Origin of the sequence: Limnohabitans sp. G3-2 (genome assembly GCF_002778275.1) — a bacterium.
In the GTDB taxonomy this organism is placed as follows: domain Bacteria; phylum Pseudomonadota; class Gammaproteobacteria; order Burkholderiales; family Burkholderiaceae_C; genus Limnohabitans_A.
In genome coordinates this window covers 423,728-440,491 of the sequence record NZ_NESG01000002.1, presented here as the reverse complement: position 1 = coordinate 440,491, position 16,764 = coordinate 423,728, and the positions used below count along the sequence as shown (strand labels likewise).

At 58.7% G+C, this 16,764-nt stretch carries 16 protein-coding genes; 13 read left to right on the top strand and 3 right to left on the bottom strand.

Features of this window, described 5'->3' with window-relative positions; genetic code table 11:
• The 7 genes from B9Z31_RS04185 to B9Z31_RS15540 all read left to right on the top strand — a co-directional run bounded on the left by B9Z31_RS04185 (position 1) and on the right by B9Z31_RS15540 (position 6,387).
• Positions 1 to 480: a TRAP transporter small permease gene (locus tag B9Z31_RS04185; RefSeq protein ID WP_100118287.1), complete on the top strand. Its 480-nt coding sequence runs from the start codon at positions 1 to 3 to the stop codon at positions 478 to 480.
• Entirely contained in the window at positions 477 to 1,784 is a 1,308-nt protein-coding gene (locus B9Z31_RS04180) for a TRAP transporter large permease (protein ID WP_100118286.1), read from the top strand. The genes B9Z31_RS04185 and B9Z31_RS04180 overlap by 4 nt, the downstream gene beginning before the upstream one ends.
• On the top strand, positions 1,784 to 2,758 hold the full coding sequence (locus B9Z31_RS04175) for a ribokinase (protein WP_100118285.1): 975 nt from the start codon (positions 1,784 to 1,786) through the stop codon (positions 2,756 to 2,758). The genes B9Z31_RS04180 and B9Z31_RS04175 overlap by 1 nt, the downstream gene beginning before the upstream one ends.
• Positions 2,759 to 2,806: 48 nt before the next feature.
• The gene (locus tag B9Z31_RS04170) at positions 2,807 to 4,051 is read left to right on the top strand and encodes an MFS transporter (RefSeq protein ID WP_100118284.1); all 1,245 of its coding nucleotides are present in this window, start codon (positions 2,807 to 2,809) and stop codon (positions 4,049 to 4,051) included.
• A 124-nt stretch (positions 4,052 to 4,175) separates the two neighbouring features.
• Positions 4,176 to 5,126, top strand: coding sequence for a sulfurtransferase (locus B9Z31_RS04165; RefSeq protein ID WP_100118283.1), 951 nt, complete (start codon positions 4,176 to 4,178; stop codon positions 5,124 to 5,126).
• 9 nt (positions 5,127 to 5,135) lie between these two features.
• Entirely contained in the window at positions 5,136 to 6,209 is a 1,074-nt protein-coding gene (locus B9Z31_RS04160) for a YeeE/YedE thiosulfate transporter family protein (protein WP_100118282.1), read from the top strand.
• Positions 6,210 to 6,219: 10 nt separating this feature from the next.
• A complete protein-coding gene (locus tag B9Z31_RS15540) occupies positions 6,220 to 6,387 on the top strand; it encodes a hypothetical protein (protein ID WP_199174430.1) in 168 nt (55 codons plus the stop codon).
• A 45-nt stretch (positions 6,388 to 6,432) separates the two neighbouring features.
• Here B9Z31_RS15540 and B9Z31_RS04155 read toward each other — a convergent pair whose 3' ends face one another.
• Positions 6,433 to 7,752 carry a citrate synthase gene (locus B9Z31_RS04155; protein ID WP_143473810.1) on the bottom strand — a complete coding sequence of 440 codons (1,320 nt, stop codon included), beginning with the start codon at positions 7,750 to 7,752 and terminating at the stop codon, positions 6,433 to 6,435.
• Positions 7,753 to 7,877: 125 nt separating this feature from the next.
• On the opposite strand from B9Z31_RS04155, the gene B9Z31_RS04150 reads away from it, so the two are divergent.
• Genes B9Z31_RS04150 through B9Z31_RS04135 form a run of 4 tightly spaced genes read left to right on the top strand, consistent with a single transcriptional unit; the run spans position 7,878 to position 12,728 of the window.
• Positions 7,878 to 8,870 carry a tripartite tricarboxylate transporter substrate binding protein gene (locus B9Z31_RS04150; protein ID WP_233200713.1) on the top strand — a complete coding sequence of 331 codons (993 nt, stop codon included), beginning with the start codon at positions 7,878 to 7,880 and terminating at the stop codon, positions 8,868 to 8,870.
• Complete coding sequence (locus B9Z31_RS04145) at positions 8,867 to 10,675, top strand: thiamine pyrophosphate-binding protein (protein WP_233200711.1); 1,809 nt, start codon at positions 8,867 to 8,869, stop codon at positions 10,673 to 10,675. The genes B9Z31_RS04150 and B9Z31_RS04145 overlap by 4 nt, the downstream gene beginning before the upstream one ends.
• A 4-nt stretch (positions 10,676 to 10,679) precedes the next feature.
• Complete coding sequence (locus B9Z31_RS04140) at positions 10,680 to 12,206, top strand: aldehyde dehydrogenase family protein (protein WP_100118359.1); 1,527 nt, start codon at positions 10,680 to 10,682, stop codon at positions 12,204 to 12,206.
• Between the two features lie 12 nt (positions 12,207 to 12,218).
• The gene (locus tag B9Z31_RS04135) at positions 12,219 to 12,728 is read left to right on the top strand and encodes a cupin domain-containing protein (protein WP_100118280.1); all 510 of its coding nucleotides are present in this window, start codon (positions 12,219 to 12,221) and stop codon (positions 12,726 to 12,728) included.
• A 6-nt stretch (positions 12,729 to 12,734) separates the two neighbouring features.
• On the opposite strand, the gene B9Z31_RS04130 is transcribed toward B9Z31_RS04135, so the two are convergent.
• On the bottom strand, positions 12,735 to 13,469 hold the full coding sequence (locus tag B9Z31_RS04130; protein WP_143473809.1) for a TSUP family transporter: 735 nt from the start codon (positions 13,467 to 13,469) through the stop codon (positions 12,735 to 12,737).
• Positions 13,466 to 14,488 carry a tripartite tricarboxylate transporter substrate binding protein gene (locus B9Z31_RS04125; RefSeq protein ID WP_233200725.1) on the bottom strand — a complete coding sequence of 341 codons (1,023 nt, stop codon included), beginning with the start codon at positions 14,486 to 14,488 and terminating at the stop codon, positions 13,466 to 13,468. The genes B9Z31_RS04130 and B9Z31_RS04125 overlap by 4 nt, the downstream gene beginning before the upstream one ends.
• A 137-nt stretch (positions 14,489 to 14,625) precedes the next feature.
• Between B9Z31_RS04125 and B9Z31_RS04120 the strand changes: the two genes are divergently transcribed.
• Both B9Z31_RS04120 and B9Z31_RS04115 read left to right on the top strand, forming a co-directional pair.
• Positions 14,626 to 15,570 carry a PDR/VanB family oxidoreductase gene (locus B9Z31_RS04120; protein ID WP_233200709.1) on the top strand — a complete coding sequence of 315 codons (945 nt, stop codon included), beginning with the start codon at positions 14,626 to 14,628 and terminating at the stop codon, positions 15,568 to 15,570.
• Positions 15,567 to 16,757, top strand: coding sequence for a Gfo/Idh/MocA family protein (locus B9Z31_RS04115; RefSeq protein WP_100118277.1), 1,191 nt, complete (start codon positions 15,567 to 15,569; stop codon positions 16,755 to 16,757). Before B9Z31_RS04120 ends, B9Z31_RS04115 begins: the two co-directional genes overlap by 4 nt.
• Positions 16,758 to 16,764 lie beyond the last annotated feature (7 nt).

Here is a 16,764-nt window from a genome sequence, read left to right as displayed (position 1 = left end):
ATGCGTTGGTTCAAAAAAGCCGCCGACACGTTCGGTGGCCTTGTTTTTTTCTGCCTGTTCCTGACCTTTTTGGTGCAGATCGCGGCGCGCTTTGGCTTCAACAAGCCGCTGCCATGGTCAGACGAGTTGGCCGTGATCCTCTACTTGTGGGCCATTTTGTGGGCGGCAGCCTTCATGGTGCCCGAGCGCGAGCAAGTGGTGTTTGATCTGCTGTGGAACAGCGTGGGCCAAGGCTCCCGCCGCGTCATGCGCATCGCAGGCAACCTCATGATCGGTGGTCTGGCCTTGGTGGCCATTCCAGCGAGCTGGGACTATGTGCACTTCATGGCACGCGAGTCATCGCCTGTGCTCGACATTTCTTTCCAATGGATTTTTTTGCCGTTTGTGCTGCTGCTGGTGGCGCTGGTGGTGCGCAGTGCCTTCGGCATCTGGCAAGCCATCAAAGGACAGGGTCTTGACGCCCAGGGACTTCCCTTATGAGTTTGGCTTTGTGGGCCCTGGTGGGCGTGGTGGTGTCTGGCATGCTGCTGCGCATGCCGATTGGTTTTTCCATGCTCATGGCGGGTGTGGCCTACCTGCTGGTCAAAGGACAAGACCTGGGCTTGGTGGCCGAGCAAGTGAGCAACGGTCTGTACAACAGCTATGTGCTGCTGGCGGTGCCACTGTTTGTGTTTGCCGCCAACATCATGAACGCGGGCACGGTGAGCGAGCGCATCTTCGACTTTTGCCGCATCTTGGTGGGCCGCATGCGCGGTGGCTTGGCGCAGGTGGACATCTTGGTGAGCGTGATTTTTTCGGGCATGAGCGGCAGCGCCATTGCAGACGCCGCAGGTCCCGGCTTGGTCACCATCAAGCAAATGCTCAAAAAACCCGAGTACACGCCGGGCTTTGCCGGTGCGGTGGTGGTGGCCAGCGCCACACTGGGTCCGATCATCCCGCCGTCTATCCCCATGGTGATTTATGCGCTGGTCTCCGGCGCTTCCGTCGGCGCACTGTTTTTGGGCGGTGTGGTGCCCGGTGTGTGCATGACCATCCTGATGATGAGCGTGGTGCATTACATCGCGCGCAAACGCAACATGCCGCGTGAAGACCCCATTCCACTGCAGCAATGGCCTGCCATCCTGTTCCGGGGTGCTTTGCCTTTGTCCATGCCCATCGTCTTGCTGGGCGGCATTTACTCGGGCGCCTTCACCCCGACCGAAGCGGCGGCCGTGGCGGCCCTGCATGCCCTGGTGTTGGCGGCCTTCGTTTTTCGGGCGCTGAGCTGGCGCGCATTTTGGGGCGTGGTGCTCGAATCGACCCGCTCGAGCGCCGTGATCACCATCATCCTGGCCGGCTCTTTCATGCTGAACTACGCCTTCACAGCCGAAGGCGTGCCGCAGGCCATGGCCGCCTGGGTAGACAACCTGCACCTGAGCCGGCTGCAGTTTTTGTTCATGGTCAACGCCTTGTTCCTGATTCTGGGTTGCTTCCTCGATGTGTCGGTGCTGCTGCTGGTGTTCGTGCCCATGCTGCTGCCTGCAGCCAAGTTGTTGGGCGTCGACTTGGTGCACTTTGGCGTGCTGGTGGTGCTGAACATGATGATTGGCCTGATCCACCCGCCCTTTGGCATGCTGCTGTTTGTGACCAAAGCGCTCACGGGCATTCCCATTGGCGACATGATGCGCGAAGGCTGGTTGTTTTTGCTCATGCTCCTGGGCCTCTTGGTGGCCATCACCGTGTTCCCTCAAATCGTCTTGTGGCTGCCGCAGACCATGGGTTACGGCACACCGGGTGCGACCTGATGCCCGTTGAAGTCGTTTGTGTGGCCAGCTGGAATGTGGACCTGATCGCCCACATTCCCCAACCGCTTGAACGTGGCCAAACCCGCATGGCGAATGCATTGGCGCGGCTGCCAGGCGGCAAAGGCAGCAACGCGGCCATTGCCGCTGCACGGCAAGGGGCCAAGGTGGGCTTGATTGCTCGAATTGGCGGCGACGATTTCGGCAACATGGGCTTGGACCTGTGGGCCCGTGAAGGCATTGACAGCCAGCATGTGGTGCGTGGCGCTGGCGAAACGAATGGCACAGCGCTCATCTTGGTGTACGAAGACGGCGACAACTCGATTGCGGTGTACCCCGGTGCAGGTGCAGGCCTAAACGCCGCCCATGTTCAAGCCGCTTTGGGCATGCTGGCGCATGCCCGCGTGGTGATGGCTTCTTGCGAAGTGCCCTTGGCGGCCACCCAAACCGCTTTTGAAACAGCCCGCGCCCACGGCGTGTTGACCCTGCTGAACCCGGCACCGGCCATGCCCATCCCCGATGCGCTGTGGCCTTTGATCGATGTGCTCACACCCAACGAAGGCGAGTTGCTGATGCTGGCGGGGGCAGCGGACATCGACACCGCATCCCACCAGCTCTTGCAACGCGGCGTTGGGGCTGTGGTGGTGACGCTGGGCGAGCGCGGTTGCACCCTGTACAGGCCAAAGGCCGCACCCCTGCGGGTTCCCGGCCACACCCTGGACGTGTTAGACACCATCGGTGCGGGGGACACCTTTACCGGCACTTTGGCCGCGGCCTTGGCCAGAAAAGCGCCTTGGCCCGAAGCCTTGCATTGGGCCAACGCTGCAGCGGCTTTGTCCACCCAGGCTCACGGCGCTGTGAGCGCGATGCCCACGGCTGAACAAGTTCGGACATTTTTGTCCAGCACCGGCGACACGCAGGCCGGCAGCTTCAGCCCAGACGTGCCGCCAGCGCCGACGCGCGCACCCGAAAGCTGAAGCCACCGGCCAGCCCGGCCTGTGGTTTTGACATCACGATAATGGGGGATGCGTTTTCCCCGCCGCACACACCCCCTGGCCTTAGGACACTTCAGTGTCTGGCTCTCCCTGCCCCAGCTCATCACCTGGGGCAGCGTTTTTTACACCTTCTCTTTGCTCATGACACCGCTGGAGGCGGAGCTGGGCATGTCACGCGCGCAATCCTCACTGGCTTTCAGCATGGCCTTGTTGGCCGAAGGACTGATGGCGTACTGGGTGGGGCGGTGGATTGACGCCGGTCACGAACGCCGGGTGATGACACTGGGCTCGGTTTGGATCGGCACAGGCTTGCTGGCCCACAGCTTTGTGAACTCGGTCATGGGTTTTTATGCCGCTTGGATTTGGCTGGGTTTGGGCATGGCGGCCACGCTTTACACCCCTGTATTTGCGGTGGTCACGCGCCGCTTTCCACAAGACTTTCGCCGCGCCATCATCACGCTCACGTTTTTAGGCGGGCTGGCCAGCACGGTGTTCATTCCCCTGTTTGCTTGGTGGATGGATCTGTGGGGCTGGCGCATGGCCTTGTGGGGGCTCGCCGGGCTGCAGCTGTTGGTCTGCGCACCTTTGCACGCTTGGCTGCTGCAAGGGGCCACGGGCAGCCCTGCCAACCCCGCCCATCGCACGCCCATTGAGCAGATCGATCACACCGAAAAACCGGATCGCGCCTTGTCCGTGCGCGAACACCTGCGCCACGCGCCCTTTTGGCTGCTGGCCTTGTTCATGGTGCTGACCATGTCGGTGACATCGGCCCTGCCCGCGCACATGATCGCCTTGCTGCAAGAGGCGGGACTGCCCCCTGCCTGGGTACTTGGCATTCCGGCGGCCATTGGGGTCATCCAGGTGCTGGGGCGTTTGGTGTTGTTCCTGTTTGAGCGCCACTGGGATGTCCATGCCGCCAACCGCTGGATTCCAACACTGATCCCCGCGGGTGTGCTGGTGTTGTTGATCGGTGGCCTGCAACCCTGGGCCGCATTGGTGTTTGTGCTGCTCTACGGCTTGGGCAATGGCATGAACACCATCGTCAAAGGCACGGCCATGGCCCAGTACGTGAGCCGCGCGCACGTGGGCCAGCTCAACGGTTTGCTGGGCTTGCCGATCGCTTTGGCCCGTGCGGCAGCACCCCTGACGCTGGGCCTGCTGTGGTCGCCGCAACACGGCTACAACCTGGCACTGGGGTGGTTGCTGGTGGCCAGTTTGTTGGGCACTGTGGCGCTTTGGTCGGCGCAGCGCTTCGCCCTTCAATCCGGCCGTTGATCCGGGTTGCGCCCATCTTTATATCCACATCGACATATATAACCAACTAAAAAATCGTTCCCATGTCTGTAGCGGCTGGACACAATCGCGCCATCTTGTGTTCATCACTTTCAGGAACGACCCCATGAAACGCATTTCTGCCCTGGTTCTGGCCTTCTCAGCCACCGCCTTCTCTGCATCCGCTTTCGCCGCCCAACCGCTCCTCAGTCCCGCCGAATTACAGGCCAAACTGTCTGATGCCAACGTGCGCGTGATCGACATCCGCGACCCCAAGTCGTATGCCGCCAACCACATCCCTGGCGCCCTCAACGCGCCTTACGGCACTTGGCGCGGCCCGGCCAACAACCCCGGCGAATTGCCCGCACTGCCCAAGCTGACCAGCTTGGTGCAAAGCCTGGGCCTGTCCCCCAGCACCCACGCGGTGATTGTGTCGAGCGGCGCAGATGCCACCGACTTTGGGGCCTCGGCCCGGGTTTACTGGACCTTGAAAGTGCTGGGCCTCAAAGAGCTGTCGGTGCTGAACGGCGGCGTGAAAGGCTGGACCACCGCCGGTTTGCCGCAAAACGACCAAGCCGTGAAAGCGGTGGCCAGCAGTTTCCAACCGCAAATTGACAAAAGCCTGGTCGCCACCAAGGAAGAGCTGGTGGCCCGCGTGAAAGCCGGTGACGCCGCCTTGATCGACGCCCGCCCAGCAGAATTTTTCAAGGGCGAAACACGCCATGTGGCCGCCAGCGTGCCCGGCACCTTGCAAGGCGCGGTGAACGTGGAGCACGACAAATGGTTTGCCCCCGGCACCTCCACGTTTGTGAACGCCGAGCAAGCCCAAAAAGTGGCGGCTGCCAGCCCCATCGATCCGGCCAAAGAGACCGTGTCCTTTTGCAACACCGGCCACTGGGCTGCGACCAACTGGTTCGCCATGTCCGAAGTCCTTGGTCAAAAGAACGTGAAGCTCTATGCGGGCTCCATGGTGGAGTGGTCCAAAGACGCCAGCGGCCTGCCCATGGCCAACGTGCCCAGCCGCCCCAAGCAGCTCTTGATCGACGCCAAGTTCTGGGCCGAGAAAACCTTCAAGTAAATTCAGGTCATGAAACGCCTTCCTTTGGCGGCCTTGTTGGCCGCCTTTTTCATCTTTTTGGCGCTGTCCGTGTCCATCCGGCAAGCCGTGCTGATGCTGGTGGGCGTGGGCATGGGCGCGGCTTTGGCGGCCGCCCGCTTTGGCTTCACCACCGGCTGGCGCCAGCTGATCGAGCAGCGAAACCCGCAAGGCGTGGCCGGGCAGGTGCTGCTGCTGGCCTTGGCCAGTTTGGCGGCGCTGCCGCTGCTGGGGCAGTTTTCTGAACTGCACGCGGCCCTCGGGCCACCCAGCGTCAGCCTGCTGGTGGGCGCCTTTGTGTTCGGGCTGACCATGCAAATTGCCGACGGCTGCGGCTCGGGCACTTTGTACAAAGCGGGCCTGGGCGTGCCGCTCAACATGGGCATCTTGCCGCTGTTCGCCTTGGGCAGCTTCCTCGGTTCGGTGCACCTGGACAGCTGGTTGTCTCTGGGCCAAATGGACCCGGTCAGCTTGTCGGCCAGCCTGGGCACAGGCGGCGCTTTGGCCTTGACACTGGCCCTGCTGGCCGCCGTGTTGGTGGCCGTGCGCCTGTGGGTGGGCGCGGGCCAAAGCTGGTTCGACAAACGCTGGGTCTGGGGGGCTGTAGCGCTCGCCGTGTTGGCGACTTTGAACTTGTTGCTGGCCGGTCAGCCTTGGGGCGTGGTGTACGGCTTTGGCCTGTGGGCGGCCAAGATCTCGGTGGCGCTGGGCGCGTTTGACCCCACGGCCAACGCGTTTTGGGGCCAGGCGGGCAACGCACAGCGCCTGACCCAAACCGTGTTCATGGACGTGACCACCATCACCAACATCGGCATTCTGGGCGGTGCGCTGTGGGTCTCGGCCAAGGCCCCGACCAGCAGCAAGCCCCTGACCACACAGCAGTGGGTGGTTGGACTGGTGGCCGGTTTCATCATGGGCTACAGCTCGCGCCTGGCCTTTGGCTGCAACATCGGCGCCATGCTCAGCGGCATCTCCACCGGCAGCTTGCACGGCTGGCTGTGGGTGCCTTTGGCCTTTGCGGGCACCTTGATTGGCGTGCGCGTGCGCCGCCACTACCAGTTTTGAGGGAAGCCACATGAACACAACGCACAAACGGCAAGTGGTTTTCTGGCTGGCGCTCTGCGCGTTTTTGGCTTGGGACTTTCAAGCCTCCGACGCGGTGGACCTGCGCAACGAACCGCCCTTGATTGCGGCTGGATCGGGCCAAGCCACGAGTGGCGGGCATTGCTCAATGGCGAAGTGATCAAGCTGAATCGTTGGTAACGCTTTCATACCGTAACCTGGTGAATCAAGGCTCAATCATCCCAGCTGTACCCGTTGTCGTGAATTTGGCTCTGGGTCTGATCAAGGTCGTTGAAAGCCTTTGTTCTTGAACGTGTGCCACCCACCCGGCTACACGGCCCAAAGCAAACAAGGCAGATGCTGCACTTTCATGAATGGCCATGCTGTCGCACAGTGCCAGCAAAGCACACTCGTGCCTAGGGTGCAAAGCGTAGCGCTGCGCCATGAAATCAGCCAATGCCACCAATTTGGATGCCCTCCCAGTCAACCGTCCTCGGGTTTTGATCAAGTCCAGCAAACAACGGGCACGCGGATCGCCGTTCGGATACAACGGATGGTCAAACCCCGGCACACGTTGCCCGCTTTCCACGAGTTCTTGCGTTTTGCCCAGCAGTGCCGAAACCGATGTTGCACTTTTCACAAATTGGCCAATGCTGTTGTAGATCAATGCCACTTCGGTGCCTGAACTGACTGACATGGCCGCCGCTACACAACTGTGTACCGAAGCCCCGCTGGAAGCCGCCACTCGGGCTGACAAGGTCCCTGGGGACAATTCATGGTCTGCCATCAACACCAATATGGCATTCATCGTGCGGATGTTTTCGGGGCTAGGTGGCGCCCCCAATGCCTGCAAGACAACCTCGGCGAAAGCAATCCCACCTCGAGCCTGTACATACCGTTTTTTAGGCCCCAAAAGACCCATGCAGCCCGCGAGTGCCAGCAAGATTTCACGGGCTGAGTGCAACAAACTACCTGACACCAACCGCTTTTCAATAGCGCCACGGCCCAAGGCCAAATGCATCACCACAGAAGCAAAAATTTCAACCATTTGATGCTGGATTGCACGCTCTGGCACACGATCCAGCAAACGCTGCATCGTGGACGACTCGGGATAGGCTTCCCAACAAAATGGCTGCGCATGCCACATGCCCGTCCACAAGAGTTCTGTCACCTGTTCAAAACTGGCGTCGTGCTTAACCAAGTCTATGGCGAGCTTGCCTCGGTAACTGGGACCTTCGCTGGTGATTTCCGTGATTTGCGTAGGAATGATGGGCTGACCCAGATTCAGAGCCGAGGCCGCAATGGCACTGTGACCGGCATGCGCCTGTGCTTTGGTGCGCAGCCTCTCAAGATCTTCACGCAAGTACAAACGCTGTCGCTGACCAGCAATGGACACGCTGCGAATCAGCCCGCGGCTGACGTAGGCATAAAGTGTTGGAAGCCTTATCCCCAGCCACAAGGTCGCTTGCTTGGCGTCGACGTAATCGCGTGACATATAAGAAGGCATCCACACGCCGAGCTCCACATGAGTGTCTTGAAGTTTCAAGATGGGCTCCTCTTACATTGATCGATGAATCAAGATTGATCAACTTATTTTTTATCCCTAGTATGCAACGGTGTGCCTCAACCATGAGGTTTCCCAAGTCCTGACCCATCAAAGGAGACAAGCAAATGAAAAATATCCAAGGTAAACAGCCCAACCGGCGTCAAATCATTGGGTTGGTCGCTGCGGCCATGTCTTTGCCAGCCATGGCCCAAAACAGCAGCTTTCCGCAAAGACCGGTTCGCATCGTGGTCCCATACACCACGGGGGGCAGCAACGATGTCATTGCGCGACTGCTGGCTCAACAACTTCAGGAGGCATGGGGACAGCCCGTGGTGGTTGAAAACAAACCTGGCGCAGCGGGCAACATCGGCGCATCGGACATTGCCAAGTCGGCACCTGATGGTCACTCACTGTTGCTGACCAACATCAACATCGTCTCGATGAATCCGGGTCTCATCGCCAACATGCCATTCGATCCACAAAAGGACTTTGCGCCCATTTCCTTGCTTGGCACCACAGCCTTGGCTTTGGTTGTGCACCCCAGCGTGCAGGCCAACAATGTGCGAGAGCTGATCGATTTGGCACGCAAGGGCCCGGGTCGTCTGAATTACGCGTCGAGCGGCAATGGCAGCCCGCAACACATGTCAGCTGAAATGTTCAAAGCCATGACCAAAACCAGCTTGACGCACATCCCTTACAGAGGCGCAGCACCTGCCGTCAATGATCTCCTGGCCGGGCAAGTTCAAGTCACCGTCGGCGTAGTCAATCAACTGATCCCTCACATCCGGGCTGGCAAACTCAAGGCCTTGGGCGTCACCACGCGAAAACGCTTGGTGCAAATGCCGGATGTCCCCACGCTTGACGAGGCCGGCGTGCCCGGCTATGAGAGTGAAATTTGGTTGGGCTTAGCCGCCCCTGCTGGCACGCCACCGGCCATCATTGAACAAATCAATCAGGCCATTCGCAAGGCCATGGCATCGGCCGATGTGATCGGCAAGTTGCAAGCGCAAGGGATTGATGCGATGGTAAGCAGCCCGGATCAAATGCGCCAACGCGGTCTTGAAGATCTCAAGCGCTGGGGTGACATCATCCGGACAGCCGGCATAAAAGTTGATTGATCATTCTGGAGAACTTTTTGACAAAGCCCCATTTGCCTCGCCGCGATGTTCCTGTTCCCTCTTCTCCGAGTGAGAAGGTTTGGGGCAGCGATGCCATTGCCGATGTTTTGCGAGCCCTCGACATACCCTATGTTTTGCTCAATCCTGGAGCCAGCTTCCGCGGACTGCACGACAGTCTCGTTAACCATCTGGGCAATACCCGGCCTCAGATGTTGATGGTTTTGCACGAAGAGCACGCGGTCGCCATTGCGCACGGCTACACCAAGATCACCGGTCGTCCGCTGGCCGCCATCTTACATAGCAATGTCGGACTCATGCATGGCTCCATGGCCATTTTTGACGCCTGGGCTGACCGCGTTCCAGTTCTGGTACTCGGTGCCACAGGGCCGGTGGATGCAGCTCGCCGAAGACCGTGGATTGACTGGTTGCACACTGCGCAAGATCAAGCGGCGCTGGTACGTCACTTCATCAAATGGGACGCACAACCCGCATCGATTGCGGCCGCCCAAGAAGCGATTTTGCGGGCACACAAAATTGCCGATACTGCACCCCGTGGCCCCGTGTATGTTTGCTTTGATGCGGCATTACAGGAGTCGCGCCTGGAGAGCAGACCGGAGGTCCCAAATGTCGCCCGTTATCGGCCTCCACAGCCGGCAGCCCCTGCGCCAGAGGACATGTCACTTGTTCAGCAATGGTTGCAAGAATGCCGACACCCAGTGATTTTGGCTGGCCGAGTCTCTCGCAGTCAGACAGGTTGGGATGCGCGTATTCAATTGGCCGAATCCCTTGGCGCTCGCGTGATCACGGACCTCAAGGTAGGCGCAGCATTTCCGACGCAACACCCTCTGCATGCTGGGCCGGCTGGTATGTTTTTGTCTGCGGCCAGTGCACAAGTCCTTCGACAAGCCGATCTGGTCATCTCACTCGACTGGCTGGACTTGGGCGGCACACTCAAACAGGCTTGGGTGAACGAGGCCGTATCTGCTCGAATTATTCAAGTCTCTATGGACCACCAACTCCACAATGGCTGGAGCATGGACCATCAATCCTTGCCCCCCACTGATTTACATTTGGGATGTGAACCGGAGCCCTTTGTAAATGCGCTGAACCTGTTGCTTCCCAAAGGCAAGACTGCTGCGATTGGACACGCTCAGCCCCTCACGAAACCAGCAGCACTGGCGCCCGATCAGGCGCTCAAGGTTGCCGATGTTGCGCATGTTTTGCGTCAGCATGTCGAGCCCCATGAGATTTGTTTGCTGCGTTTGCCGCTGAGTTGGAGTGGCGATCTTTGGGATTTTTCCAGTCCGTTGGATTTTTTGGGTTACGACGGTGGGGGCGGCATTGGCTCTGGGCCGGGCATGGCAGTCGGCGGCGCGCTTGCGCTCAAAGGCGCAGACCGATTACCCATCGCCATCATTGGTGATGGTGATTTCATGATGGGTGTCACCGCTTTGTGGACGGCTGCCAACGCTCAACTTCCATTGCTGATCATCGTGGTGAACAACCGATCTTTTTTCAACGATGAGCTGCACCAGGAACGTGTCGCCATCGAACGCGATCGCCCGGTTGCCAACCGATGGATCGGGCAGCGCATCGATGACCCGGCACCCGATCTGGCCCTGATGGCCAAGGCACAAGGACTGATCGGGATGGGTCCGCTGAAAAGTGCAGCCGAGTTAGATCAAGCTTTGCGCCAAGCAATTGAACAGGTCAGATCTGGCCAAGCCGTTGTGCTGGATGTTCACGTCATGACGGGTTATGCACCCGCCATGACTCAAGGCATGACACGCGATTACAGGAATTGAAATGATGAGCGCATTCAAATCGCATTTGGGGCACTTCACAGCAGAGGAATTGGCATCGGCCGACCTCTCATCACTTGTCAGCAGCACATTGCCTGCTCAAGCTCGCCATTTCTGGGGAGGAGCCTGGCATGCGGGCGGTCCAAACCTTGTCAGTCACAACCCCAGCACGGAATTGCCCTTGGGTGAATTTGCACGGGGCGGAAGTGCCGAAATCGATGCGGCAGTTCAGTCTGCACACCGTGCATTTCCGTCATGGGCCAGCACCCCGCCGTTGGAGCGGGCTCAACGACTTCGTTTGGCGGCCAGCATCGTACGTGACCACGCCCTGGAACTGGCGCTGCTGGATGCGGCCGACTGCGGCAATCCGGTCAAAGCCATGCAAATGGACGCCGAAATCGCGGCATTTCAATTGGATTACTTTGCTGGCCTGGTGCTTGAAAACAAGGGCGAGACCTTGCCCACTGGCAATGGATCGCTCAATTATTCCCTCCGAGAACCCTTGGGCGTGGTCGGCCGCATCTTTCCTTTCAATCACCCTTTCATGTTCGCTGCGGGCAAGATAGCTGCACCACTTGCTGCTGGCAACACCGTCGTTTTGAAACCGCCAGAACAAGCACCTTTGTCGACACTGCGATTGATGGAGTTGCTAGCTCCGGTTTTCCCGCCAGGCGTGCTCAACACAGTCACAGGAGGGCGTGAAGCTGGCGAAGCCTTGGCATCACACCCCCTCGTGGCTGCTGTGGGTTTGATCGGGAGCATCCCTGCTGGACAGGCCGTGTTGCGAGCCTCTGCGGGGAACATGAAAAGAACTCTCCTGGAGTTGGGTGGGAAAAATGCAATGGTGGTGTATCCCGATGCTGATTTTCAAGCGGCGGTCGATGGCGCTGTTCGTGGCATGAATTTCACATGGTGTGGCCAGTCTTGCGGCTCTACCAGCCGTTTGCTGATCCACGAAAGCCTCTACGATGCCTTCATAGATTCGCTCGCCAGCCTTTTGCCTTCACGTCACATCCCAGGTGTCGCCACCCACATGAACACCACCATGGGTGCGTTGGTCAACCAGGTCCAATTCGATCGCTCAATGGATTACATCCGCACCGCCCATGCCGAAGGTGCAAAGCTCGTCACAGGTGGTGGCCGACCTACCAACTTGGCACGGGGATTTTTCATTGAACCCACGGTGTTCAAGGATGTTCAGCCGCACCACCGGCTCGCCCAGGAAGAGGTTTTTGGCCCGGTCTTGGGTGTGATGCGCTGGCGAGACGAAGAGGACATGTTGAACATTGTCAACGGTTTGTCGATGGGACTGACAGCGTCGGTCTGGACACGCGATCTGGTGACAGCGCACCGTGCAGCGATGCGGATCCAGGCGGGCTATGTGTGGATCAACGATGCCTCGATCCACTTGCCCGGGGCATCATTTGGCGGTTACAAGCAGTCCGGTTTGGGGCGTGAAGAGTCTTTTCAAGAACTCCATGAATTCACCCAAATCAAGAACATCAATGTTTCCTTGCGTGGATCCAGACCCTGACGAAAGCACCCCATGAACCATGACAGCACGCCCGAAATAGCCCTTAGCAGTCTGGCATGGCGCAACGCCATGGCGCGCCTGGCTGTGCATGACAAACCCGGGTTTTTTGCTCTCCGGGCTCAGTTACCCGAACAAGGACGCACCAACCAGGTCATGGCCGCAAGCAGCCAACTCAATGTGGTGCTCAAGACCTACGCCAGCGGCGGCGAAAACGAGTTGCACGCACACACCAATGAAGACCACATGTTTGTGGTCATGCAAGGCAGCGCAACTTTTTATGGTCCTGGCGACGAATTCCGCGTGGTGAACTTGCACGAGGGTGTCGTCTTGCCGCGGGGTGTGCTGTACCGATTTGTGGCAAACGGGCCTGAGCCGCTTGTGTTGCTGCGCGTTGGTGCGGTCATAGACCCATCCAAAGACCCCTTGGCTCGGATTGATGACAAAGGGCAGGACTTTGACGGTTACGCCCAAAGCAACCATGAAGTGCCCTGTGTTCTCTCGAAAGACCGCTGGTTCAGCTGATGTCCATCAACGCACCATCAGCAATGTACCCAGAAACAGCAACAAGGCCAAGAGCAACAGCCTGAACTGCTTTTCATTGAGGCGTTCCCGCAATCTGGTGCCCATCAACAGCCCGGCATAAACGGGCAACAGCGCCAGAGTCGACCAACCCACCTCTGACCACCCAAAGCGCCCCCACCACAGCATGCCTGCATACATTGGCAAGGCGCCCAACAAATACACCACACTGATGCTGCCCACAAAAACGTCTCGCGGCAGTCTCAACGCCATCATGTAGGTGATGAGCAAGGGCCCTGTCAGTGAAGACATGCCCGCCATGGCACCGGCCAATGCACCTACCAGGGGTCCCAGCCATTTTTCCTGCGCCGAAGAAATCGTTCCTTTGGGTTGCACAATCATCACGGCCACAGCCACCAAGACCGTCAAGCCCATGGCTCTGTCCAATGATTTGCCTGACCAACCGATGCTCCAGTAGATGGCCAGCAAAGTGGTGGCGGCCTGCGCCGCCATCAATGTCCCGAATCGGCGAACAGAGATGCGCCACAAACCGCCTTGGAGCGCCTGGTAAACATTGGAAACCAGCACCGGCATCACGAGAAGTCCCATGGCCTGTGAAGCCGGCAAGATGAGGGTCAACAAGGGCACGACCAACAAGGGCAGCCCGACACCCAAGGTACCTTTGACGACCCCGCCAGCCACAAACATCAGGGCGGCGGGAACCGCCAGTGCAAGAGAGATCACTCTGCCTTCAAGTCAGCAACTTTGGCTGCACGAGCCATGGCTTCGTTCTCTTTCGTGATGGCCAGTCCATAAGTTCTCGGATCGGAGCCCACTGGATCGATGACCGCAGCCTGGAATGTTTTGACCAGCTCAGGATGTTTGACGACTTCTGCAATTTCCTGGCTGATTTTCTGGATGGCATTGGCCGGTGTGCCAGCAGCCGCCATGACACCAATGATGACGGAGAAGTCAAAACCAGGAACAGTTTCGGCAATCGCCGGAATGTCCGGTGCTTGTGTGGAGCGGGTGGCGGCATTGCTGGCCAGGATGCTGACCTGTCCGTTTTTCGCAAATCCTTGCATGGAGGGCAAAGCGGCTACTGAAAAATCGACTTGACCACCGACCAATGCCGGCGTGGATTGTCCCGATCCCCTAAAAGGAATGTGACGAACATCAATTTTCATCGCCGCTTTCAGGGCCTCCATCGTCAAGTGGTGCGTGCTGCCGATGCCAGAAGATCCGTACGTGAAATTGCCGGGCTTGCTTTTGACGAGATTGAGAAAATCCTGGAAATTATTGACCCCTGTTTTCGGGTGCGCCACGATAAAAAGGGGCGATCGCGCAATGAGCGAGACGGGCAAGATATCCACCCCGGCTTTGTAGGTGGCATTTTTGTTGAGCAGCGGCGTGATGGAGAGCATGGACCCATCCGAGACGATGAAGGCATGTCCATCTTGAGGAGTGCTTTGCAGCAAAGCCTGGTAAGCCACCACCCCATTGCCGCCAGGCTTGTTGTCCACCACCACCGATTGGCCCAGTCGCTCGGTCAATCGCTGTGCCACCACTCGCGCAACCGTGTCGGGCAAACCACCCGCCGCATAAGGCACGATGAATTTGATGGGTTTGCTGGGGTAGGTCTGTGCCAGCACCGAGGTTGGCAGGGCGGTGGCGAGCACCAGCGTTGAAACCAGTGCGGTGAGTGTTCTGCGTTGCATGATCGTCTCCTGTTGTGTGGATTGCTGAGTTTCAGGTGTTTGCACATCTTGCAAATGCTTAGCCACCTAATATAATAATTTTAGGGCTCTGGAAGTCCATGTCAATAAGGTTTACCGCCACCTTGTCCCGTGAGAGACGAGCGCTTTTTCAATTTCATCAACCTGATCACGCACACATGAACATGACGCTCAAGGTCGCCAGCAAAGCGGCCGTTGCCAAAGATATTTACCGTTTCGAATTTCAGCACATGGACGGCGGTCCTTTGCCCGCCTTCACTGCAGGCGCTCACATTCCTGTGCAAACCCCGAATGGCAGCATGCGCGCCTATTCGCTTTGCAACGACCCCGAGGAAACACACCGCTACCAAATTGCAGTGAAGCGCGAAGCGGGTGGACGTGGCGGTTCGATCAGCATGATCGATAGCCTGCAAGCTGGCGATACGGTGGAGGTTGGCCAACCACTCAACCATTTTCCTCTTGACCCTCAGGCCCAAAAATACGTTTTGATCGCTGGGGGCATCGGCATCACACCTATGCTGGCGATGGCCAAAACGCTGACCCACTGGGGCAAACCCTTCAAACTTTATTACCTGACGCGCGATCCAGAAAGCACCGCATTTTTGAGTGAGCTTCGGGACGAAGCTTTTGCACAGAATTTGGTATGCCACCACGATGGTGGCCAGCCTGACCATGGCTTTGATCTTTGGCCTGTCCTGGAAAAATCGGGCAGTCTGACGGGACTGCAGTTGTACTGCTGCGGTCCTGCTGGACTCATGAGCGCCGTCAAGGACATGTCTGGTCACTGGCCTTCCAACGCCGTGCATTTTGAAAGCTTTGGCGTTCAGCAAGCGGCCCAAGTCAATGACACGCCATTCACTGTCAACTTCCGACAAAGCGCTCAACAAGTGTCCGTACCACCGGGGCTGAGCATTTTGCAAGCGGCACGCTCTGTCGGCATTGCCATGCCGGCTTCCTGTGAAAGTGGCACCTGCGGCTCCTGTAAAACCCGTTTGCTGGAAGGCACAGCAGATCATCGCGACCACGTCCTGCTGCCCGAAGAGCGTGCACAATGGATCATGCCCTGCGTTTCCCGCGCCCTTTCTGACCACTTGACGCTCGACGCATGACCCATCCCATCGGTCTCGGCGTCATTGGCATGGGTCGTGCATTCACGTTGATGCTGCCAACTTGGACAGCCGACCCGCGCATACGTCTCATCGCCGCTCATGACCCTCGGCCCTCGGCCTGTTTGGCCTTTGAGGAAACCTTGGGCGGCGTGGCATGTCAACTGCCTGCGGAAGTTTGCGCCCACCCGGACGTTGAATGGGTTTACATCGCTTCACCACATGCCATGCATGTCGAGCATGTCCTGCTGGCCGCGCGCTACGGCAAGCATGTTTTGGTAGAAAAACCCATGGCCTTGAACATGGCCGATTGCGAGGCGATGATCAAGGCTTGCCAACAAGCAGGCACCCACCTAGTCATCGGGCACAGCCACAGTTTTGATGCCCCTGTTCGTTTAGCGCAGCAACTCATTGCCAGCGGCCAATGGGGTCGGGTTCGCATGATCCAGGCGCTGCAATACACCGACTTTCTTTACCGCCCACGCCGACCTGAAGAACTGCAGACCGCATTGGGGGGCGGTGTGGTCTTCAGCCAGGCGGCTCATCAGGTGGATGTGGTGCGCTTATTGGCCGGCACCCCCGCACGGGCTGTCAGGGCCATCACCGGCTCCTGGGATGCAGGGCGACCCACGGAAGGCGCTTACAGCGCCTTGTTGAGCTTTGACGATGGCGTGTGGGCCAACCTCACCTACAGTGGCTATGGCTTTTTCGATACCGATGTGTGGATGAATGGGGTGGGTGAACTGGGCACGCCCAAGTCACCCCAAGCACACAGCGCCACACGCCGCAAACATGCACAAATGCAAGACGAGACCGCCGAAGCTCAGGCCAAGGCAGAACGCAACTTTGGCGGACGTGACTACGCGGGAATCGACACCGTGGCACCGGCCCATTACCAACATTTTGGTCCTGTGATTGTCAGCTGCGAAAGCGCTGACCTGCAACTGCTGCCCAACGGCGTGCTGGTCATGGACGCCAGCGGTGCTGAACTTCATGGCTTGGCACCGCCCACCGTGGCTCGGCAGGAAGTGGTCGATGAAATCTGGGCAGCTGCCCGCTTGGGTCAAGCGCCCCAGCACGATGGCCAGTGGTCCATGGCCACGATGGAGGTCTGCCTGGCTTTGCTTCAATCGTCTGCCCTCGGGCAAGATATCATTCTTCGCGCCCAAACCCCAACGCCCCGCACATGACGTCCAG